This window comes from Actinocrinis sp. (genome assembly GCF_035653575.1).
Lineage (GTDB): Bacteria > Actinomycetota > Actinomycetes > Streptomycetales > Catenulisporaceae > Actinocrinis.
Genome location: NZ_DASRBQ010000157.1, coordinates 1 through 20146, shown reverse-complemented (window position 1 = coordinate 20146; position 20146 = coordinate 1). Strand labels below are relative to the sequence as shown.

Sequence of the window (20146 nt, the reverse complement as noted above, 5' to 3'; positions counted from 1 at the left end):
AGTCAGCACCATGATGGGCGCGTTATGCGTTTCGGCCTTCTGGGACCCACGCTGCTGGTGGTACGAGAGCAAGCGGTAGTGATCACGTCCGCCAAGCAACGGGCCACGCTCGCAGTCCTGCTGATGCGCGCCAATCAGATCGTCACGGTCGACCGGCTCATCGACGAGCTGTGGGGGCCCGCTCCCCCGTCCAGCGCCCGCGGATCTGTGGCCACCTATATCTGGCGCCTGCGACGGTTGTTGCAGACCGAGGCCGGCGAGGACTGCGCTCTCGTCAGCGTCCCGGACGGTTACCGGCTCCAGGTCCGCGATGACGAGCTGGACGTGACGCAGTTCAACCGGCTGCACGAGCTCGGACGAGCGCAACTGGCCCAGGGAGAGGTGCAGAGCGCGGCCGACACCCTCAGCGCGGCGCTGGACCTGTGGCGCGGCGATCCCCTGGACGACGTCGTCCTGCACGGCGCGCTCGCCGACGAAGCGACCAGGCTGGCCGACGAGCGTTTAGCGGCCCTCGAACAACGCATCGAAGCCGACCTTGCGCTCGGCCGGCACCAGGCGGTCAGCCCGCAGCTGCGGCTGCTCGTCGAACGCCATCCGCTGCGCGAGCGTTTCGCCGTCCAGCTGATGATCGCCCTGTACCGCTCGGGGCGCCAAACCGAGGCGCTCGCGGTGTTCCGCCGGGCTCGTGACCAGCTCGCGGGCGAGTTCGGCCTCGAACCCGGCGAGGAGCTTGCGGCGACGCATCGCATGATCCTGCGATCCGACGCCCCCGATCGGCCGACGGCGGCCGACGGCCCGAGCGGACTACGTGTGCCCCAGCGCAGGTTCTACGGGCGCAGCACGGAACTCGCCGTTCTCGGCGACGCGTTGCACGACCGCCTGACCGCCGCGCGGCCCGCGCCGCTGGTCTGCGTCATCACCGGCACCGCCGGAGTGGGCAAGAGCTGTCTCGCGCTGCGCTGGGCGCACCAGGTCCGCGGCGAGTTCCCCGACGGGCAACTGTTCGTCTGTTTGCGCAGCCACTCGAACCTCGAGCGGGTCAGCGCGCTGGCGGCGCTGCGCCGGATCCTGCGCGACCTGTGCGGTCCCGCGGCTCAGCTGCCCATCGACGAGGACGAACTCGCCAAGCGTTATCGGTCCGTGCTCGCGCGACGCCGCGCGCTGCTCGTCATCGACGACGTCCCCGACGCCGCGACCGCCGCCCTGTTTCTGCCCGACAGCGGCGGTAGCGCCGTGTTGTTCACCAGCCGCGCACCGCTCGACGAGCTGACGCGCAGTCATGGAGCCGTCCATGTCGGCTTGCGGCCGTTGAACGCGCAGGATTCACACGCGATGCTCGCGGACCGCGCGGCCTCAGCGGACCGGTTTGCCGATCATGCGTCGACGGCTGAACTCGCAGATCTGTGCGGACACCTTCCACTCGCACTGAAGCTGGCAGCCGCGCACCTGGAGAAGCATCCGGCGCTCTCAGTGAGCGAATATGTCGCGCAGATGCAGCAGGGTGACCGAGTCACGCTGCTGGGAGGCGCGCAGCAGACGGTACGCCGCACCTTCGACCACTCCTACCACACGCTTCGCGACGCCGACGCGCGTGCCTTCCGCCTGCTCGGTTTGCTGGCGGGTCCTGATACAGATGCGGCTCCCGTCGCCGCGATGCTCGATGTCTCATTCGCCGACGCAGACGCCACCCTGCAAAGGCTCTGCGCCGCGCACCTGATCGAGCGCACCGCCGACGGCCACTTCGGCCTGCACGACCTGCTGCGTGCCTACGCCGCCGACCGGGCCCGCGAGACCGAACCGGCGGGCGGCGTGGAAGGCGCGCTCGACCGCTGGTTGGACTGGCATGCGACCGCCGCCGTGGCCGCGGACTTCATCCTCGACCCGCTGCGCTATCGCGCGCCGCTCGACCGCCCGCCCGGGGCGCCCCCTCATCCGACCCCCGCCCACCGGCACGAGGCGCTCGCCTGGCTCGACCGGGAAAGGGCGAACCTGGTCGCCGCGATCTTCAAAGCCGCGCGGTACAAGCGGCACCGCACCGCGTGGACGTTGGCTTGGGGCCTGTTCAGCTACTTCGATCTGCGCAAGCCGTGGACGGACTGGATCGACACCTACCAACTCGGCCTTTCCTGCGCCCGAGCCGCCGGCGATCCGCACGGTGAGGCGGTCATGAACTACGGGCTGGCTACCGCGTTCTACTACCCGCGCCGATTCAGCGAAGCCCTCGACCGCTATCGGGCCGCGCTGAGCATCCACCGCCAGACCGGAGACCGGCGCGGCGAAGGCGTGGCCCTGAACGGTATCGCCAACGTCTTCATGGAGTCGGACCGCCTCGACGACGCGATCAAGTACTATCTCAAGGCGCTTACGATCCACGCGGCCGACGGCAATCGCAGAGATGAAGGGGTCGTACTCAACAACCTCAGCGAGACGTACTGCAAGCTCTCCAGATACCGGGAAGCTGAGCGGTACGCCCAGCGTGCCCTCGTCATCCAGCGCGAGGTCGCCAACCGCCGGGTCGAAGTGTTCACACTCTCCCACCTGGCGAACGCCAGAGCGGGTCAGGGCGACCTACCCGCCGCGTTCCGCCTGTTGCGCGAGGCGGTGGACCTGGCGTCGCAGATCGGCGACCTCCAGGCGCAGGCTTGGGCGCTGAACTACCTGGGTCACGTCGCGCTGCAGAGCGGGGAGCCGCGGGAAAGCCGCAAGCACTGGCGTGACGCCGCCGCCGCGTTCGCCGCCCTGGGCGATCCGGCGGCGGCTGAGGTGCGCGCCCGGCTGCTCGCGCTCGACCACGACCTGCCCGCGCCGGGCCACCTGCTCGTCCCGGAATCGGGCGCTTCGAGCCCGGCGGACCGCCGCTCCGATGGGGACCTCATTCTCGATCGCGGTGACACCGGACGGCGTTAGAGTCGGGCACCACTCTCGGGACCGCTCCCCCGTCGCATGCCGCAGGGCGATAGCCGTGCGTATGCATTTTGTCATCGACGGTACACCTGATCTTCAGTCCAGGTGGTCAGACTGTCGGCACCCACCTCAGCCCTCTGCCTTGGAGGCACTGTGCCGATTCGGTCTCACTTCGCATCGTCCTGGAGCAAGCGGCTCGTCGCGCTGATCGCCGCGCTCGCATTCACGCTCGGTCTGTCCGCCGTCAGCGGCGCCCCCGCGCAGGCGGCGGTCTACGGCTCGTGCGCCATCGCCGGATGCTCCGACGCGGCCTCAGCCAACTCGACGTGGTCCTCGCTGGGATACCCCACGAGCCGCGGCTGGTACGACTGGCCGGACGGCCAGTGCAGCTACGCGGGCGGCGAGTACTACAACTACGACGGCCAACTGCCGGCCGGCGACACGTTCTATGAGTACGACGTCTACCCGCGCTCCTGCGGCGCGCACCGGGACGCCTATCGCATCGTCGTGGACTTCACGACCGGAACGGTCTGGTACTCGCCTGACCACTACTCCGACTTCTACCAGCTGTAATAGCGTTCCAATGCGGCCAGGAGCCGGACCGGCGGTTCACCGCCGGTCCGGCTCCTGGCTGAAGCGCACCGAGTCTCATCGCCCGCCTGCCATCCGCGAGGCGTTGACCAACCCCGTCGGCTACGAAAGGCCAAAGTCTTGAAGCACACCACGCTGGCAACCCTCGATGTCGCACGCATCGGCCTGGGCGCGATGACCATGGCCGGCGTCTACAGCCGCACCGGCCTGGACGAGACCGAGGCGATCCGCACCATCCACCGGGCGCTCGACCTCGGCGTCACCCTCATCGACACCGCCGAGATCTACGGCCCGTTCACCGGCGAGGAGCTGGTCGGGCGCGCCATCAAGGACCGGCGCGACCAGGTCGTGCTGGCCACGAAGTTCGGGCTGGTCTCCCACGCCGGCGCGGGCCCCTGGAACGTCGACTCGAGCCCCGCGAACATCCGCACCGCGGTCGAAGGCTCGCTCACCCGGTTGGGCACCGACCACATCGACCTGTACTACCAGCACCGCGTCGATCCCGGCACGCCGATCGAAGACGTCGTCGGCACGCTGGCCGAACTCGTGGCCGAAGGCAAGATCCGCCATTACGGGCTGTCCGAGGCGGGCCCCGAGACGATCCGCCGCGCCCACGCCGTGCATCCCGTCACCGCCCTGCAGTCGGAGTACTCGCTGTTCACCCGCGACCAGGAGCCGGTGATCCTGCCGCTGCTGCGTGAACTCGGCATCGGCTTCGTCGCCTACTCCCCGCTCGGCCGCGGCATGCTGACCGGCGCGATCCGCAGCCGCGAGGACCTGGCCGCCGACGACTCGCGCCACAGCAACCCCCGCTTCACGGAGGAGAACTTCGCCCACAACCTGCGCCTTGTCGAGCAGGTCGAAGCCGTCGCGGCCGAGGCGGGCGCCACCCCGGCGCAGGTGGCGCTGGCCTGGCTGCTGGCCCAGGGCGAGCACCTCGTCCCGATCCCCGGCACCCGCCGCGTGGCCCGGCTGGAAGAGAACCTCGCCGCCGACGCCGTCGAGCTGACCAGCGAGCAGATCGCAAGCCTCACCGCCCTCGGCGAGCCCGCCGGTGCCCATCACACCGAGGCGCAGATGAAGATGATCGAACGCTGACCGGTCCGACCGGCAAGGCCGAGCGGACTCGGTGGCCATGACGCCGCGTCAGACCGTGCCGCGCCTCCTAGGGGGCGCCGCTAAGGGTTCTTAGGCTCCGAAGAGGGTGCCCAGGACGAGCTCGACGGCGCCCGCGGCCACGGACGACTCGCCGGCCGGGCTGAGGTCGACGGTGACGTGCTGCCACTGCGGGTCCGGGAGGTGCGCGGCGAGCTGGGCGGCGACCTCGCGCCGGTAGAGCTGCGGCTCGGTGAAGACGACGCGGCCGCCCAGGACGATCCGGTCGACGTCGAGCAGGCGCACGAGGTTGGCCGCGCCGAGGCCCAGCAGGCCGGCCGCGGTGTGGTGGTCGCCGTCGGCGAGGGCGGCAAGGCACAGCGCTTCCAGGCAGCCGCGCTGCCCGCAGCTGCACACCGGGCCGTCGAGTTGGACGACTTGGTGACCGAATTCACCCGCGTTGGTGCGCGCGCCGCGATAGATCGCACCGTTGAGCCGCAGACCGGCGCCGACGCCGTCAGCCAGGTGCAGGTAGGCGGTGCTGCCGGGGCCGGGAGCGGCGACCGCGAGCGCGGCGACGTTGGTGTCCTTGTCGACGTGCACTGCGATCCCCTCCAGGTGCTCGGTGAGGGCCCGCCTGAGCGGAAAGCGGTCCCAGGCCGACAGGCCCGCCGGGCGGTGCAACACGCCGGTGGCGTAGTCGAGCGGGCCGCGGCAGCCGACCCCGACGCCGAGCAGACGGGCTTCGGGCGGCGCCGAGTCGGCCGCGTCGCGCACCATCTCGGCCAGCAGCGTGACGACCCGGGCCGGTTCGGCGGTGGCCAATCCGACGTCTCTCGTGGCGCGCGACCGCTCGCCGCCCATCAGGTCGCTGAGCAGCACGGTGCTCTCGTGCCGGTCCACCGCGAGGCCGATCGCGCAGGCCGCGTCGGGCCGCAGCCGCAGCAGCGTGCGCGGCTTGCCGCCGGTCGAGGCGCCGCGCCCGCCCTCCTGCACCAGGCCGTCGTCGAGCAGCCGGGCGACGATCTTGCTGATCGCCTGCGGAGTCAGCCCGGTGCGCTCGGCGAGCTGCGCCCGGCTGCCGCCGTCCGGGTCGGCGCGCAGCAGGCCCAGCACCAGAGCCATGTTGTGGTCGCGCAGCCCGGTGAGGTTGGCGCCTGCCGCCTGATGCAGATCCATGGCGTCATTCTGCCCACCCTTGCACTTAAACAACACTGTTGCTTAACTGGGCGCATGAGCGACTCCATCGCCCCGCTGCGCGTCGGACTTGTCGGCTACGGCCTGGCCGGGGCCGTGTTCCACGCTCCGCTGATCGAGTCCGTCCCGGGCCTGCGGCTGCACACCGTGGCCACCGCGAATCCCGACCGGCGCGCCCGGCTCGCCCGCGAATACCCGCACGCGCGAGCCGTGGACGACGCCGAGCAGCTGCTCGCGGACCCCGCGCAGCTCGACCTGGTCGTGATCGCCTCACCGAACCGGGCCCATGTCCCGGTCGCGCGCGCCGCGCTGGAGGCCGGACTGCCGGTGGTCGTCGACAAGCCACTCGCCGCCACGGCCGCCGAGGCCCGCGACCTGGCCGCCCTCGCGAGCGCGAAGGGACTGCTGCTGACGGTCTTTCAGAACCGGCGCTGGGACACCGACTTCCGCACCGTCAAACAGCTCATCGCCGAGGGCGCGCTGGGCACCGTGCACCGTTTCGAGTCGCGTTTCGAGCGCTGGCGCCCGGCGCTCAAAGCCGGCTGGCGCGAATCCGCCGATCCCGCCGACGCGGGCGGCCTGCTGTACGACCTAGGCAGCCACCTGGTCGATCAGGCGCTGCACCTCTTCGGCCCGGCCCTGCTCGTCTATGCCGAGACAGACGCGCGCCGCTCCGGCGCCGCAATAGACGACGACTCGTTCATCACCCTCACCCACGCCTCCGGCGTGCGCTCCCAGCTGTGGATGAGCGCGCTCGCCGCGCAGCCAGGCCCGCGCTTCCGCGTGCTGGGCGACCACGCCGCGTACACGGTCTACGGCCTGGATCCGCAGGAAGACGCCCTGGCCGCCGGAGCACGGCCCGGCCCCGGCTGGGGCACACCAGCCGAGCGAGACTGGGGTCTACTCGGCACACCCGGCGACGAGCGGCCATATCCGTCCCTGCCCGGTGACTACCCCGCCTTCTACGCCGCCGTGGCGACCGCGCTGCGCGACGGCGGCCCGCGGCCCGTCGAGCCCGCCGATGCCATCACCGCGCTCGAGGTGCTGGAGGCCGCGCGCCTCTCAGCAGCAGAAGACCGCACGGTATCCCTTCTCCACACCAGGGCGGCGGCCGCGTGAACCACGAGGAGATCAGCGCCTTGATCGCCCGCATCGAAGAACAGGAACGCCGCCTGGTGCTGCCTCACTTCGACAACGATGACGCCTGGCAGCTCGGCACCACGCTGGTGCAGTTGGCCCGCGAGCGGTCCGCGCCGGTCACGATCGACGTCCGGCGCGGCAGCCAGCAGCTGTTCCACTACGCGCTGCCCGGCACCAGCGCCGACAACGACGCCTGGATCCTGCGCAAGGTCCGCACCGTGGATCGCTACGCACACGCCTCATACCTGGTCGGCCTGCGCTGCGCTGCGAAAGGCACGACCTTCGAGGAAAGCTCCCGGCTCGACCCGGACATGTATGCCGCGCACGGCGGCGCGTTTCCGATCACCGTGGCCGGCACCGGTGTCGTCGGCACCGTCGCGGTCTCGGGCCTACCGCAAGGCGACGACCACGACCTCGTCGTCGCCGCGCTTGAGCACTACATCAGTACACTGCCTCACCGAGACTCGTGACACCCGCCCCGGCAGGGGGTTCGACGACGTGGCCCGGCACGACGTGAGCCGGTGTTCCCGTTGTCGTCCTACGCCTCGCACAGCGCTGCGGTTACGGCGGCCTGTATGTCAGCATCCTGTGCTTGGGTGCCACCGGGGTTGAGGTTGACCATCACCGTCACTTGGCGGCCATCGGGCATCGCAGCACTCATCGTCTCGAAGCCCAGGATGCCGCCGTCGTGCCCCCAGAACCGGCCACCGCACGGCAGCGGCACGCTTTCCAGGCCGAGACCGTACGCGCTGCCGGATCCATCGCCGGTCGGAGTCGTGGTCCGCATCGCGCGCAGCTCCGCGGGAGGAAGCAGCCTTCCCCGCAAGAGAGCACTGAGAAACCGGTTCATGTCCGTGCCGCTGGAGATCATGGCGCCGGAAGCGTAGGCAAGCGACGGGTTGAACTCGGTCACGTCGATCGGTGCTGAGTCCGGTAGCCGGGCGTATCCGTGCGGGTGCGTACCGGGGATCTCCGGTTGGTCCGCGGGCACGAAGGTGTCGTGCAGGCGAAGCGGCTCGATGATGCGCCGCTTGATCTCCTCGCCATACGGGTGGCCGGTCACCGCCTTGATGAGCAGCCCGGCGAGCACGTAGTTCGTGTTCGAATAGCTCCACCCAGTCCCGGGCGCGAACAGGGCCGGATGGGCCAAGGCGAGGTTCAAGAGGTGCTGCGGGCTGTAGTGCGCCAGCGGATCGGCGATGACGCTCTGCTCGCTGACGTAGTCCATGTAGTCGGGCAGGCCGCTGGTGTGCTGGAGCAGCTGGCGCACCGTGATCTCGCGTCCGTCATTGCCGTTGCCCCGCACCACTCCGGGCAGATACCGCTCGATCGGCGCGTCGAGTTCGACCCTGTACTCTGCGACGAGTTGGAGCACGACGGTGGCAACGAACATCTTGGTCATGCTGCCGATCCGGAACCTGCTGGCCGCTGCCATCGGCGCTGCGGTGGCGAGATCCGCCGCGCCTCGGGTCAGCACCGTCGATCGGCCGCGCCCATCGCTGATCTCAGCCAACGCCCCCGGCGCTCCGTCGGTGGTGGTCAGCCGCTGCAGTATCCCGGCCACGTCGCCGTAGGGTGCCCTCGCCGTCGTGGCGCTTGCCGGACTTCCATCGGCTGCGGACGCCGCACGCGCGGCACCGGCCGTGCCCACCGCAAATGCCGCTACTGCGGCGCACGCCGCGAATCTGCCAGGACGCATGGGCAACTCTTTCTCGGCTCGCTGCGATTCACCGGACTGACTCGTCACAGTGTTTCGAACGATCCGGCCGCCGGCCCATGGGGCTAACCCCCGGCATCTGCGGGTGTTAGCACGTTCACTGAGGGCGTGTCAGAGCACGGCGAGCCGGTCCACCAGCAGCTGCGTCCTGCGTTCGGCGTCCGGCGGCGGTAGCCGTCCTGCCCGCGTCAGCGTCGCCAGTCCGTGCAAGGCCGCCCAGAACACCTCGGTGAACAGCCCCGGGTCCACGCCGTCGCCGGCCACCTCTTCGAGACTCTCCAATAGGGCGGCGAAGGCGTCTTTGAGCGGTTCCGGGGTGTCCTCTTGCGCGAACGCCAGGCCACCGTCGAGCTGGAACATTGCGTCGTAGACCGCCGGGTTGCGTGTCGCGAAGTCGAGGTAGGCGCGGGCCAGGGCGGTGACCCGGTCACGCGGGCCGTCAGCGGCGCGGGCTGCGGCCCGCAGCTCCACGGCCATCTCGGCGGCACCTTGCAGGGCGACGGCGCCGATGATCTCGCGCTTGCCGCGGAAGTGGCTGTAGAGGACCGGCTGACTGTATTCGATGCGCTCGGAGAGCCGGCGGGTGGTGACCGCGTCCCAGCCCTGCTGCTCGGCGAGTTCGCGCGCCGTCTGCACGATGAGGCGTTCGCGGTCCGCCCGCTCGCGCTCCCTGCGTTCCTGTACCGACATACCTCGATTCTAGCATCGCTAGACAATCAAGCGGCAGTAGGGCTAGTGTTGCCATATCGGCTAGCAACGCTAGATCCCAGGAGGGGTCCTCATGCTCAACGCACTCCGGGTCGTCACCATCGTGGTCGTCGGCGTCATGGTGGGGGTCGAATTCTCCGTCGCCTTCGTCCTCAATCCGATCTTCAACGCGCTGCCCGGCGACGGTGGCCAACTCGGCCGCGCCCACGGGGGCCGGATGCTCGGCGCCGTGATGCCGTTCTGGTACATCGGCTCGCTCGTCCTGAGTGCGCTCTGGGCCATCGCCGGATGGCACCACCACGGCACCGGCCTCGTCGTCACCGCCGCCGGACTGCTGATCCTGAGCGTGATCATGTCCATCGCGCTGCTCGTCCCGATCAACAACCGGAGCAAGACCTGGACTCCGGAGAACCGTCCGGAGGACTGGAAGGAGCAGTCGAACCGCTGGGACCGCTACCACTACGTTCGCGTCGCCGTCATCATCGCCGCATTCGCTCTGTTGGCCGCCGCGCTCGTCTGAGCCTGCGGTACGGCGAAGTGATCGTCAGTCAAGGCAGGACTAAGGGGCCGGGTGCACAAGGGCACCCGGCCAACGCCCGCGCGGTCCGCGGGCTTTCTACCGCGCTATCGGCCTGCGTGGACGTCCACGTCGCGGAACCCGACGTACAGGGTGGGGTAGCCGTCACCCGGACTGTTCTGGTCGTCCTCCCCCGCCGCCGCGATCTTCTGGAGCACGTCGAGACCGTGGATCACCACGCCGAACGGCGTGTAGTTCGGGCGCAGCTTGGTGTCCTTCCAGGTGAAGAAGAACTGGCTGCCGTTGGTATTCGGGCCGGCGTTCGCCATGGCGACTGTGCCGGCCGGGTACGTCGCACCGGCCAGGTTCTCGTCGTTGAATGAGTAGCCCGGGCCGCCGCTGCCGGTGCCCGTAGGGTCACCGCACTGCAGGACGTAGATCCGCTGAGTCGTAAGGCGGTGGCAGTGCGTGCCGTTGTAGTACCCGTGGTCGATCAGAAACCGGAACGAGAAGGTCGTGCACGGAGCAGCGCTCGTCAGTGCCTTGACGGTGATGTCGCCCTGCGTCGTGCGGAAGACGACGGTGTAAGGCCGGGCGGCCGCGACCGGGTTGAAGACGGGGATGCCTTTGAAGCGGTCCGCCGGAACCGCCGGGACGAAGCCGCACTGGTCGGCGGCCGTGGCCTGGCGCGGCTTCGCAGCCGGGGGCGCGACGGCCGCGCCGTTGTCGGCGCGCACCGAGGACTGGCCCAGCCTGCCCGGCGTGGACGCGTTGTCTGCTGCGGCGCTGGTGGTGGCCGCGCCGGCGACGGTGACGAGCACGGTCACCGCAGCGACGATCCGGCCCGTACGACGTGTGATGGTGGGTATCCGCATGATCTCAGCTCCCTGATGGCTAACCGGGACGCTGGTGCCCTTCCCCGCTGAGCCGGGCGTGTAACGCTGCGCGCTCGGGATCACTGGGTCTTCGGGATCACTGGGGCTGGCGGGTCGTGGGACACTGGCCTCGTGACGAGGGCGGGGCAGGGCGGCGAGGATCCGGAGATAGTCACATTGCGGGTACCGCTGCCCAGGCAGGTCGCGCAGAACCTAGTGGCGCTGGCCGAGCTGTATCACGCGACGCCCGAACGCATGATCGCATCCTGGACCCAGACGCACGTAGATAACCTGATGGCCGGGCTGACCCCCGGCGGCACCGACCCGCAGCCTGACCTTCTGCCCGATATGGGTACAGATGAACGTAACCAGCCGTCTGACTGAGAACCACCGCCGCGGCGAGGACGTGCCCATGAACGCGGCGGGTTGTGATCCGGTCTTCGCTGCGAACGCGCCTTAGGGCCTGAGGATTCATGCGAAGATTGCGCTGTCCGCTTCGCGCGAGCGGTCAGATTATCTGTCGGACGACCGTGGAAGGTGCGGCTGCGAGATGGAGTTGCGATCATCCATCCCGGCGGCCGCCCTCGACGAACGCGATGACGAGCCGCGGCCCGGCGACGGCGACGGCGAATTCGACTGGAACGACGATCTGTGGGCCGGCGCACGCCGTGACCCGATGCCGGCCGGGGCGGACGCGGTCACGATCGTCCTGCCGCGCTTCACCCAAGAGCAAGAGGGCGAGCAGCGCGCGGCGCGCTTGTTGCTTCGGGAGGGGCTCGTCCTGGTCGCGGTCGCGGCCTTCCAGGCAGCGCTGGCCTGGCGCGCGGCCGGCGTCGGCACCAACGTCGCCGACCAGACCGCGATGGTGAAGGCAGGCCATCAGGAGATCGCCCACCTGCTGCATGGTCGGCACGTCATCCGCTACGAGACGGTGCTGCCGGGATCGCCGGTGCTGTACCCGGTGCTCGCGGCGGCTCTGGACAGCGTCGGTGGGATGCACGCCGTGCGCGCTGTGAATCTCTGGCTCGTCTTGCTCGCGACCGTCGGCGTGCACTGCACGGCACGGCGGCTGTACGGACCGGTCGCGGGCGCGCTCGCGGCGGGGCTGTTCGCCGGGCTCGGTCCGACGCTGCACCTGAGCGTGTCGGGCACCTATGACGCTCCGGCCGCATGTCTGCTGGTATGGGCGGCGTTCTTCGCAGTGCGGTTCGCCTTCGCCGACGGGCGCCACGCCGTGTGGCTCGTGCCGGTATTGATGCTGGCGGCGAACTGGACCTCGTACATCACCGTGCTCTGGGATCCGGTGATTCTGGCCCTGGTCGCGTTCGCCGGGCCGGGCTACCGGGCGTGGAAGACCTCGCGCTCGTGGAATGCTCAGCGCGTCGCCCTGGTCACGGGCGTTCTCGCGGAGATCACTCTTCTCGTCGGCCGTGCGCCGACCTTCACCGGTATCGCGACGACCGTGATGAACCGGTCGGCGGCCCATGCGACCGCTGGAGTCGTGCTCAGGCACGGCGCGCAGTGGCTCGGGCCGGTGCTCATAGCGGCTCTGCTGGGGACGATCGTCGCGGGCTGGAGGCTGTGGCGCGGCTCGGTGGGGCGCGCCGAGGTGGGTGTTTGGGTGACACTCCTGGTTGCGGGCCTCCTCGCTCCTCTCAACCAATTGCGATGGCATTCGCTGGACGGCAGCGTCTCGCACTGTGCACTCAGCGGGGCGTTTGCTGCGGTGGCGGCTGGCGCGTTCCTGGCGCGGCTCTGTTCCTGGGCAGGTCGGGCTGGCGCAGCATGGCGAGTCGTAGCCCTCGGCGCGATGTGCGCGGCGCTGGTGCCGCTCGGCCTCGCCGGCGCGTCGCAGGCCGCCACGCACACCGGGTCGGCCACGAAAGCGACGAGGAGTGTCGCGGGCGAGGGCTGAGCGGGCTCGGTCGCGGCGCTATGGGAACGGCAGCGCTATTGGAGCGGCAGCGCGACGAGCCTCACCGGTTCGATGCCGAGGCGGAACGAGGCGAGCGTGGAGGTGTCCGCGTCGAAGCCCCAGTCGGTGCCGGCGCCCTGCGCCCGGGTGTATTCGAACCAGATGAAGCCGATGACGTCGCTCTGCTTGGGCAGCCAGGCGAGGAAGTCCGCGGTCCACGCGGCCTTGAACGAGCTGGGCTGGCTGCCGATCTCGGTGATCAGCAGCGGCTTCGCGGTGAACTTCCGGATCAGCCGGCGGGTTGGGTCGATCAGCTGCGCGGCCGTGTGCTCGGTCACGTCGTACGCCGACAAGCCGATCCAGTCCACGTAGGCGTCCCCGGGATACAGCTCCTTGAGGGACGTGCTGGCGCTGCGGATGATGTTCGGCGCCCAGACCCAGATGACATTGTCGGCGTGTTCGCGGGCGAAGATGTCGTGAATGTGCCGCCAGGCCTGGGCGTACTGCCCGGTGGTGTTGCCGTTGACGCCCTCGCTCCACGGGTACCAGTTGCCGTTCATCTCGTGGGCGAGACGGATGGCCACGACCCATTTCGCGTCGCGTACCGCGTCGGCGAACTTCACGATGTACGCGTCATGGGAGCCGTTGATGATGGTGGACAGCGCGTAGCCGGGAACGTTCACCTGCGTGGTGTGCGCGTTTCCGCCCGGCGACGGCTCCCAGGTCAGCACCGGAAGCATGCCCTGAGCGTAGGCGTCCTGCACCGGGACGCTGCTGAAATCCTGTTTCCAGTTGACGAAGTACTCGTCCATGTCGGGCGGGGCGCCCGCGGTTTGCGCTATCTGCGTGCCCGCGCTCGACGACCAGGGCATGCCGGGCGCGGCGACCCCGAAGTACTTGCCGCCGGCCGCCATGATCTGCGCCTTGGAGGGGATGTTCGCCGGCACCGCCCCGCCGCCGCCCGGCACGGCGATCTGCGGACCGGTCGCGGTGGCGGTCTGTCCCGCCGCGGCGCCGGTCTCGGCCGCCTCCACGCGGCTGGAAACCCGCATGATCAGGGCGGTGAGGGAGGCGAGCAGGAAGACGTTGACGGTCATCCAGATCCGCATCCGCTTCTGACCGTCGCGCGCATGGGTGCCGAGGCCGTCGCCGCGTCGTCTAGACACTGATGTACACCGCCAACGCCAGCATGAGGCTCCCGAGCAGGTAAGGGATGACGACCAGCGGATTGCGCGCCTTCTCGCCGGCGAAGCTGTCCGCGCGGGTGCCCCAGCCGGCGTTGTGCGCGCAGCGGAAGAACCCGACCAGCCGCACCGGCAACAGGATCACCGTGTTGATGGCCATGAAGAGCGGGAGAAACAGGATGTCACCTGGCCGGGTCGCGAAATGGCGGCCGAATCGGGTGGAGACCGACAGCAGCGACAGGACGGCCCCGAGGGTCAGGATGAAGATCAGCGAGCCCAGGCCGCCGCCGGAGAACGGCAGCAGGCCGTAGATCTGCGGGCGACTGCGATGGGTCACCGCCGCGGTCACCCACGAGGCGAGCGTGCCGAGCAGCACGAACGGCACGAGGATGTCCACGCCGTAGAAGACCGCGAGGAAGCGGGCCTCGCGCAGCATCCAGGGCATCATCCGCAGGGTGTTGTACTGCGAGCCGCGGGCCCAGCGGTACTGCTGCTTGACCAGTTTCTTGATCTTCAGAGGCGCGTCGGTGTAGACCAGCGAGCTGGACTGGTAGACGGTCTTGTACCCGGCCATCAACGCGTAGTTGGTCAGCGTTCGGTCGTCGCTGACCTCGAGGAAGACGCCGAGGAACTTCTCGCTCAGGAACCGGTCCATGCAATCGAGCAGGATCTGCCTGCGGAAGGCGATGGTCCGTCCAGGCAGGCAGCCGACAGTGCCGAGCACGCTCATCGCCGGCATCGAATATTCGCAGCGCACGCTCTCGAGCCAATCCGCCCAGCGGGTCAGCACGGAACGCTCCGGGTCGAGGATGCGCTGACGGGTGGTCACCCCGCCGACCTGCGGGTGCCGGAACGGCTTGACCAGCTCCGCGAGCGTGCCGGGCGTCCAGATCGTGTCCGAGTCGACCAGGACCGCGATCTCGCCGCTGGTCCGCTCAAGGCCGAGGCGCAGCGCGTTGCGCTTGCCCGGCGTCTCGGTCCACGCCCAGGTCACGCCGACCTCGTCGCAGATCCGTTCCAGCGTCTCGTTGCGCCGGCCGTTGATGACCACGACGACCTCGGTCGGCCCTTGCCGCACGATGCGCGCGAGCACGTCGCGAAACAGATCCTCCGGCTCGTCAACCACCGGGATGATGACCGACGTGGTGCCGGACCACGGGTGCAGCCAGGGTCGGTAGCGGCGCCTGAGCACGACGCGGATGAACCACAGCGTCCAGACCAGCAGCATGAAGGCGGCGAAGGGATAGAAGGCGCCGTCGAACCACCAGCGGCGCAGTTCCAGCAGAAACGCGAGCATGAGGCCGCTAGTTCGTCGTGGCCGGGGCCGTGCCGGAGGCGCGCGGCGTGGCAAGGTGCCCGGACAGCCACGCCAGGCTCGGTCCGATCTCCAGGTTCCAGGTGGCGAAGTTGTGCCCACCCTCCGGCTGCACCAGGGTGCTCACCTGCATCGGCGCCTTCGCCAACGCCGCGAACTGAAGGGTGGGCCGGTAGTTCTCCTCGCCGGTCTTGCTTGTAGTCAGCAGGACGCTGACAGGCGGCGCCGGCAGGTGCTCGATCCGCCACATCAGGTCGTTCTCGTTGCGCACGTCCTGGCTGTTGGCGTAGAGGGTGCCGGTCGTGTGGTCCTGCAGCGCGTCGAAGTAGCCGGAGACGTCGGCGGCGGCGGCGAACCGGTCGGAATCCATCATGGCCAGCTTCAGCGCGCAGTAGCCGCCGGTGGACACGCCGATAAGACCCCAGCCCTTGGTCCAGGTCATCACCCGGTAGGTGGAGTCGACCGCGGCGGGCAGGTCCTGCGCCCAGAAGGTCTCGGTCTGCGGGCCGCCAGGCACGTCCGTGCACTCGGTGTCCCGGCCGGCGACCACCTCGGGGGAAACCATAATCAGGACCATCGGCCCGGCCTGCTTGGCGTGCATCTCGGCGAGCAGCTGCTTGGGAAAGCCGAGCCGCGAGGAGAGTTCGTCCGGGGTGCCCGGATAGCCGGCCATCACGATCGCCGCGGGGAACTGCGTCTTCGCGTACGACTTCTGGAAGTACTCAGGCGGCAGATAAACCTCTGCGGATTCGGATAAACCGGTGCGCAGCCCGTGGATGACGACGTATTGGATCTCGCCGTAGCGGGACGGGTCCGAACCGCCGACGACGGCCGAGCCGCCGGTGGAGTGCACGCTGATCTGGGGTCCGACGACGCCGGCGGCCGTCGTGGCCTGGCTCTGGTCGCTCACGGCCGCGGTGGTGCCGACCGTGCCCAGCAGGTCGTCCCAGTTCGTGTAGAACTCGAACTGTTTGTTGACGACCGCCGCGAAGGCCGCGAGCACGGACAGCTGCGTGGCCAGCAGCAGGCCTATCCGGCCGGCGAGGTGGTCGGCCGAGCGCCCGGCGAGCTTGGGCCACACCCGCAGCGTGCCGGCGAAGAACGCGGCCGCCAGGGCGATCGTCACGGCGACCAGGGCCGAGCTGTCCGGGTTCATCGTTGGTGTGTGGTCCTTCGCTAACGCTCAGTACAACGCGACGTGCTGTTCTGCCTCGGCTGACGAAGCATTGAAACATACGGGTATGAAGCCGGAGCACCCATACGGCCCCACCGCCGGCCGAAGACCGAGGGGAGGCTGCCACCCCAGCCAGATCGCGCCCGAGCCCTGCGGCTCGGCGAACGACGATCGGGCAAGCAAGAGGCGCATCGGGCGGCGGATCCGTTACACCCACAGGTGACGTGGGACCGGTCCACACTGCAACGAGTGTCCGAACGGCGGGGCGTTGGACACGTCAAAGCGCCGCCGCGGCACCGAGTTAGATCCGGCCGGGCTTGACCGGCGCGACCGTTATGCCGACGGCGGGCGTTCTTCCGGCTTCCGCCTTACCTCTCCCGCGTCGCCTCGCGCGTCCCGGATGGCGGCAGCACGCGGCCGACCGCGGCGTACCCGCTGAACCTCTCGGGCCTTTCGACCGGCGGCTCTTCCGGGTCCGGCCGCCACAGCGGCAGGAACACCACACCCGGCTCGACCAGCTCGAATCCGTCGAACAGGGCCTGCACCTGTGCCCGGGTGCGTGCGTAGATCGGTGTGGCGGAGCGCTGGTAAATCCGCTCGTGGTCGCGCATCAGCTCCCCGATGCCGTCGACGGTGGCGTGGCTGACGGCAAGATAGCTGCCCGGCGCCATCGCCTCGCGGTAGCGGGCCACCAGGTCGATCGGATCGTCGGCGTCCGGCACGAAGTGCAGCAGCGCGACCATCATCACAGCCACCGGCTTCGACAGATCCAGCAGCGTTCGCGTCGGCGCCGCGGACAACACGGAGTCGATGTCGCGCGCATCGGCGTGTACGACCGCCGCGCCTGGCACCCCCTGTAGCAGAAGCCTGCTATGTGCCACCGCCACCGGATCGACATCCACGTACACCACGCGGCACGCGGGGTTGGCCGCGGCCGCCTCCTCGTGCACGTTCCCCACGGTCGGGATGCCCGATCCGAGGTCCAGGAACTGGGTAACGCCCTGCTCGACCAGATAGCGCACCGCACGCCGCAGAAACGCCCGATTCGCCCGCATCACCAGCGGCAGATCCGGCCAGTGGCTCACCGCCAGGCGGGCCAGCTCCCGGTCAGCCTCGAAGTTGTGCGAACCGCCGAGATAGAAGTCGTACATCCGTGCCGCAGACGGACGCTCGATTTCCACGTCATCGGGCGCCCACGCCGGACGATGCGGCATGACGGACCCCTTCCTTCCCTGGATCAACCCTCACGGTCGGCGCGCGAGCCGACGGCAGTGCTGCGCCCTGACACTACCGTCGGCGATCGAACACCTCTACGGCAGGTCGTTCGAGACGATCGCTTGGAAGGTCACGCCGGCGCGGCAGCCGACCGTATGCCTAGGCCTCGTCCAGCCGGCTGCGCTGCTCGGCGGTCAGCTCCAGGTCGACGGCTGCGAGGCTCTCATCCAGCTGAGCCACGGATGAGGCGCCGACGAGCGGTATGACCGGGACGTCGCCGCCGATCAGCCAGGCCAGGACGACCTGGTTCACGGACGCGCCGGTCTGCTTGGCGACGTCGTGCAACGCGGCGAGGCGCGGAGGCGTGCCCGCGTGGTCGTATGCGTCGCCCAGAGGCTTGTCCTCGCGCACGTAGGCGCCGTTGAGCAGCGGCGAATACGCCACCAGGGCCAGGTCCGGCTCGGCACGCAGATAGCTGAGAAGCTCTCCGCCCACGATGCCCTGATGCCCGTCACGGGAGAGCGCCGTGCTCATCTCCGTGCGGCCGCGCAGGTAGCTGTGCTGGTACTGAAGCACCTCGTAACCGGGAAGTCCGGCCGCGGCGGCGAGAGCGCGGGCACGCTCGACCTTCCAGGACCAGTGGTTGCTGACGCCCAGCAGGCCGACCGTTCCCTCGGACACCAGGCTCGCGAAGCCCTCGACGGTCTCCTGCAGCGGCGTCTTCGGGTCTTCGATGTGCGCGTAGAGCAGGTCGAGCCGGTCCACGCCGAGCCGTTCGCGGCTGCGCTGCGCGGACTCGCGGATCACCGCGGCCGACAGGCCCTCCGGGTTGTCGGTGTAGCTGGTCCCGGGGGCCAGCGGGCGGGCGCCGACCTTGGTGGCGATGACGATCTCGTTCCCGACACCCCGGCTGCGCCGCCAACGGCCCAGCAGTTCCTCGCTCTGCCCGCCCTGATCGCCGTTGACCCAGAACGCGTAGTTGTCCGAGGTGTCGATGAACGTGCCGCCGGCCTCGACGAATCGGTCGAGAATCGCGAAGGACGTTGGCTCGTCCGTCACCGTCCCGAAGCGCATCGCGCCGAGGCTCAGGACGCTCACCGCGCGGCGGGTCCGCGGATCGGTGCCGATCGTGCGGTACTTCATGGGGCTGCTCTCCTCCGCCCTGCAATTAAGGGTACGGGGAAGGAGTCTGGATGCTGGAGTGCACTCTAGGTCAAGCCGGGTTCATTTCGAGCGCGGGCATCGGTACGAGCTCCACGGCGCGCAGCCGCTGTGCGCGGCTGGTGGCGGCGGGAGCCAGGATCAGCTCGTCGGCCCGGGTCTCCTCGGCCAGCGCGGCCAGGTACGCGCCCACCTGGTCGGGGGTTCCGGCGGCGGTGCGGCGCATCATGCCGCGTATCTGCTGCCCGGACGGCGACGCGAGCAGCTCGTCGAGCTGAGCTTCGGTCACTTCGCGGCCGGGCACGAGGAACCGCCGGGCGCGCCAGCGCAGCGCCGCCTGGTACTGGGCCTGCGCCTCCTGCGCGGACTCGGCGGCGATCAGGTTCGCGGCGACGATCAGGTACGGCTCGGGATGCTGCGCGCTGGGCCGGTATTCCGCCCGGTACGTCGCGGCCGCGGCTTCGAGGGCGGCCGGGGCGAAGTGCGAGGCGAACGCGTACGGCAGCCCCAGCGCGGCGGCGAGCTGGGCGCCGAAGAGGGAGGAGCCCAGGATGTACAGCGGCACGTTGGTACCGTCGCCGGGGGTTGCCCGCACGCCGGGAACGCGGGTGGCGCCGGCGAGGTAGCCCTGCAGTTCCAGGACGTCCTGCGGGAAGGTGTCCGCGGACTCGTCGGTGCGCCGCAGCGCCCGCATGGTGTTGCGGTCGGAGCCCGGGGCGCGCCCCAGGCCCAGGTCGATGCGGCCGGGGTGCAGCTCGGCCAGGGTGCCGAACTGCTCGGCGATCAGCAGCGGGGCGTGGTTGGGCAGCATCACGCCGCCCGCGCCGAGCCGGATGCGCGAGGTGTGGGCGGCCACGTGTGCGATCAGCACGCTGGTGGCGGCCGAGGCGATCTGCGGCATGTTGTGGTGCTCGGCGTACCAGACGCGGTGGTAGCCGTGCCGTTCGGCAGCTTGGGCGAGCGGTACGGCGCCGTGCAGCGCGTCGGCCGGAGTTTCGCCTTGGCCGACCGCCGCGACATCGAGCAGGGAGTACTTCATACGTTCTTCGCTTCCGGATGTGATCGCGCTAACCCTCAGCACAACATCCGGAAGCGGATTTTGAGTCCCGCCCTCGCCGCCGAGGTGGCGAGGGCGGGACCCGCGGCGTGTCAGCTGCAGGTATTTCCGTTGAGGGTGAAGGCGCTGGGGTTGGTGTCGTTGGACGCCCAGGTGCCTTGGAAGCCGAACTGGACGTTGCCGCCGGGGGCGATGCTCGCGTTGTAGGAGACGTTGGTGGCCGTGGCGGCGCTACCGGACTGGGTGACCGTGGCGTTCCAGGCGTTGGTGACCTTCTGGTCTCCGGGGAAGGTCCACTTGAGCGTCCAGCCGTTGATCGCGGTGGTGCCGGAGTTGGTCACCGTCACGTTCGCGGTGAACCCGCCGGACCACTCGTTCTTC

The 20146-nt window shown here is 69.6% G+C and carries 19 protein-coding genes; 8 read left to right on the top strand and 11 right to left on the bottom strand.

From position 1 onward, the window contains the following. Positions 1-78: 78 nt before the first annotated feature. The 3 genes from VFA06_RS21305 (at position 79) to VFA06_RS21295 (ending at position 4593) form a co-directional block, all read left to right on the top strand. Entirely contained in the window at positions 79-2907 is a 2829-nt protein-coding gene (locus VFA06_RS21305) for an AfsR/SARP family transcriptional regulator (RefSeq protein WP_324842431.1), read from the top strand. A gap of 150 nt (positions 2908-3057) precedes the next feature. Further along, positions 3058-3477, top strand: coding sequence for a ribonuclease domain-containing protein (locus tag VFA06_RS21300; RefSeq protein ID WP_324842430.1), 420 nt, complete (start codon positions 3058-3060; stop codon positions 3475-3477). Between the two features lie 138 nt (positions 3478-3615). Further along, on the top strand, positions 3616-4593 hold the full coding sequence (locus VFA06_RS21295; protein ID WP_324842429.1) for an aldo/keto reductase: 978 nt from the start codon (positions 3616-3618) through the stop codon (positions 4591-4593). Between the two features lie 90 nt (positions 4594-4683). Here the strand turns inward: VFA06_RS21295 and VFA06_RS21290 are convergent, their stop codons facing one another. Continuing rightward, positions 4684-5769 (bottom strand): ROK family transcriptional regulator, encoded by a 1086-nt coding sequence (locus tag VFA06_RS21290; protein ID WP_324842428.1) that lies wholly within the window; start codon positions 5767-5769, stop codon positions 4684-4686. Positions 5770-5823: 54 nt separating this feature from the next. On the opposite strand from VFA06_RS21290, the gene VFA06_RS21285 reads away from it, so the two are divergent. Both VFA06_RS21285 and VFA06_RS21280 read left to right on the top strand, forming a co-directional pair. Continuing rightward, positions 5824-6906 (top strand): Gfo/Idh/MocA family oxidoreductase, encoded by a 1083-nt coding sequence (locus VFA06_RS21285; protein WP_324842427.1) that lies wholly within the window; start codon positions 5824-5826, stop codon positions 6904-6906. Next, positions 6903-7397 carry a heme-degrading domain-containing protein gene (locus VFA06_RS21280; protein WP_324842426.1) on the top strand — a complete coding sequence of 165 codons (495 nt, stop codon included), beginning with the start codon at positions 6903-6905 and terminating at the stop codon, positions 7395-7397. The genes VFA06_RS21285 and VFA06_RS21280 overlap by 4 nt, the downstream gene beginning before the upstream one ends. 68 nt (positions 7398-7465) lie before the next feature. Here VFA06_RS21280 and VFA06_RS21275 read toward each other — a convergent pair whose 3' ends face one another. Together VFA06_RS21275 and VFA06_RS21270 are read right to left on the bottom strand one after the other, a co-directional pair. Continuing rightward, on the bottom strand, positions 7466-8491 hold the full coding sequence (locus VFA06_RS21275; RefSeq protein ID WP_324842425.1) for a serine hydrolase domain-containing protein: 1026 nt from the start codon (positions 8489-8491) through the stop codon (positions 7466-7468). Between the two features lie 264 nt (positions 8492-8755). Further along, positions 8756-9334, bottom strand: a complete 579-nt coding sequence (locus tag VFA06_RS21270; RefSeq protein ID WP_324842424.1) for a TetR/AcrR family transcriptional regulator — start codon at positions 9332-9334, stop codon at positions 8756-8758. A gap of 91 nt (positions 9335-9425) precedes the next feature. On the opposite strand from VFA06_RS21270, the gene VFA06_RS21265 reads away from it, so the two are divergent. Further along, entirely contained in the window at positions 9426-9872 is a 447-nt protein-coding gene (locus VFA06_RS21265) for a DUF1772 domain-containing protein (RefSeq protein ID WP_324842423.1), read from the top strand. 104 nt (positions 9873-9976) lie between these two features. Here VFA06_RS21265 and VFA06_RS21260 read toward each other — a convergent pair whose 3' ends face one another. After that, positions 9977-10744, bottom strand: coding sequence for a peptidylprolyl isomerase (locus tag VFA06_RS21260; protein WP_324842422.1), 768 nt, complete (start codon positions 10742-10744; stop codon positions 9977-9979). Positions 10745-10876: 132 nt separating this feature from the next. Between VFA06_RS21260 and VFA06_RS21255 the strand changes: the two genes are divergently transcribed. Together VFA06_RS21255 and VFA06_RS21250 are read left to right on the top strand one after the other, a co-directional pair. After that, positions 10877-11128: a hypothetical protein gene (locus VFA06_RS21255; protein WP_324842421.1), complete on the top strand. Its 252-nt coding sequence runs from the start codon at positions 10877-10879 to the stop codon at positions 11126-11128. Between the two features lie 166 nt (positions 11129-11294). Further along, entirely contained in the window at positions 11295-12659 is a 1365-nt protein-coding gene (locus VFA06_RS21250; RefSeq protein WP_324842419.1) for a hypothetical protein, read from the top strand. A 35-nt stretch (positions 12660-12694) separates the two neighbouring features. Here VFA06_RS21250 and VFA06_RS21245 read toward each other — a convergent pair whose 3' ends face one another. The 7 genes from VFA06_RS21245 to VFA06_RS21215 form a co-directional block, all read right to left on the bottom strand. Beyond that, positions 12695-13825, bottom strand: coding sequence for a glycoside hydrolase family 26 protein (locus tag VFA06_RS21245; RefSeq protein WP_324842418.1), 1131 nt, complete (start codon positions 13823-13825; stop codon positions 12695-12697). After that, positions 13818-15140, bottom strand: a complete 1323-nt coding sequence (locus VFA06_RS21240; RefSeq protein WP_324842417.1) for a glycosyltransferase family 2 protein — start codon at positions 15138-15140, stop codon at positions 13818-13820. Before VFA06_RS21240 ends, VFA06_RS21245 begins: the two co-directional genes overlap by 8 nt. A gap of 7 nt (positions 15141-15147) precedes the next feature. Beyond that, complete coding sequence (locus VFA06_RS21235; RefSeq protein WP_324842416.1) at positions 15148-16314, bottom strand: alpha/beta hydrolase; 1167 nt, start codon at positions 16312-16314, stop codon at positions 15148-15150. A 386-nt stretch (positions 16315-16700) separates the two neighbouring features. Continuing rightward, entirely contained in the window at positions 16701-17546 is an 846-nt protein-coding gene (locus tag VFA06_RS21230; RefSeq protein ID WP_324842415.1) for an SAM-dependent methyltransferase, read from the bottom strand. A gap of 160 nt (positions 17547-17706) precedes the next feature. Continuing rightward, the gene (locus VFA06_RS21225) at positions 17707-18690 is read right to left on the bottom strand and encodes an aldo/keto reductase (protein WP_324842414.1); all 984 of its coding nucleotides are present in this window, start codon (positions 18688-18690) and stop codon (positions 17707-17709) included. 70 nt (positions 18691-18760) lie between these two features. Then, complete coding sequence (locus VFA06_RS21220; RefSeq protein ID WP_324842413.1) at positions 18761-19747, bottom strand: LLM class flavin-dependent oxidoreductase; 987 nt, start codon at positions 19745-19747, stop codon at positions 18761-18763. 110 nt (positions 19748-19857) lie between these two features. Continuing rightward, positions 19858-20146 (bottom strand): cellulose binding domain-containing protein (locus tag VFA06_RS21215; protein ID WP_324842412.1); only part of this gene is annotated, 289 nt, incomplete at its 5' end.

Coding starts and splice junctions, on each gene's coding strand:
- VFA06_RS21290 (WP_324842428.1), bottom strand. CDS start 5,769: ATGGATCTGCATCAGGCGGCAGGCGCCAACCTCACCGGGCTGCGCGAC.
- VFA06_RS21285 (WP_324842427.1), top strand. CDS start 5,824: ATGAGCGACTCCATCGCCCCGCTGCGCGTCGGACTTGTCGGCTACGGC.
- VFA06_RS21270 (WP_324842424.1), bottom strand. CDS start 9,334: ATGTCGGTACAGGAACGCAGGGAGCGCGAGCGGGCGGACCGCGAACGC.
- VFA06_RS21265 (WP_324842423.1), top strand. CDS start 9,426: ATGCTCAACGCACTCCGGGTCGTCACCATCGTGGTCGTCGGCGTCATG.
- VFA06_RS21260 (WP_324842422.1), bottom strand. CDS start 10,744: ATGCGGATACCCACCATCACACGTCGTACGGGCCGGATCGTCGCTGCG.
- VFA06_RS21250 (WP_324842419.1), top strand. CDS start 11,295: ATGGAGTTGCGATCATCCATCCCGGCGGCCGCCCTCGACGAACGCGAT.
- VFA06_RS21240 (WP_324842417.1), bottom strand. CDS start 15,140: ATGCTCGCGTTTCTGCTGGAACTGCGCCGCTGGTGGTTCGACGGCGCC.
- VFA06_RS21235 (WP_324842416.1), bottom strand. CDS start 16,314: ATGAACCCGGACAGCTCGGCCCTGGTCGCCGTGACGATCGCCCTGGCG.
- VFA06_RS21230 (WP_324842415.1), bottom strand. CDS start 17,546: ATGCCGCATCGTCCGGCGTGGGCGCCCGATGACGTGGAAATCGAGCGT.
- VFA06_RS21225 (WP_324842414.1), bottom strand. CDS start 18,690: ATGAAGTACCGCACGATCGGCACCGATCCGCGGACCCGCCGCGCGGTG.
- VFA06_RS21220 (WP_324842413.1), bottom strand. CDS start 19,747: ATGAAGTACTCCCTGCTCGATGTCGCGGCGGTCGGCCAAGGCGAAACT.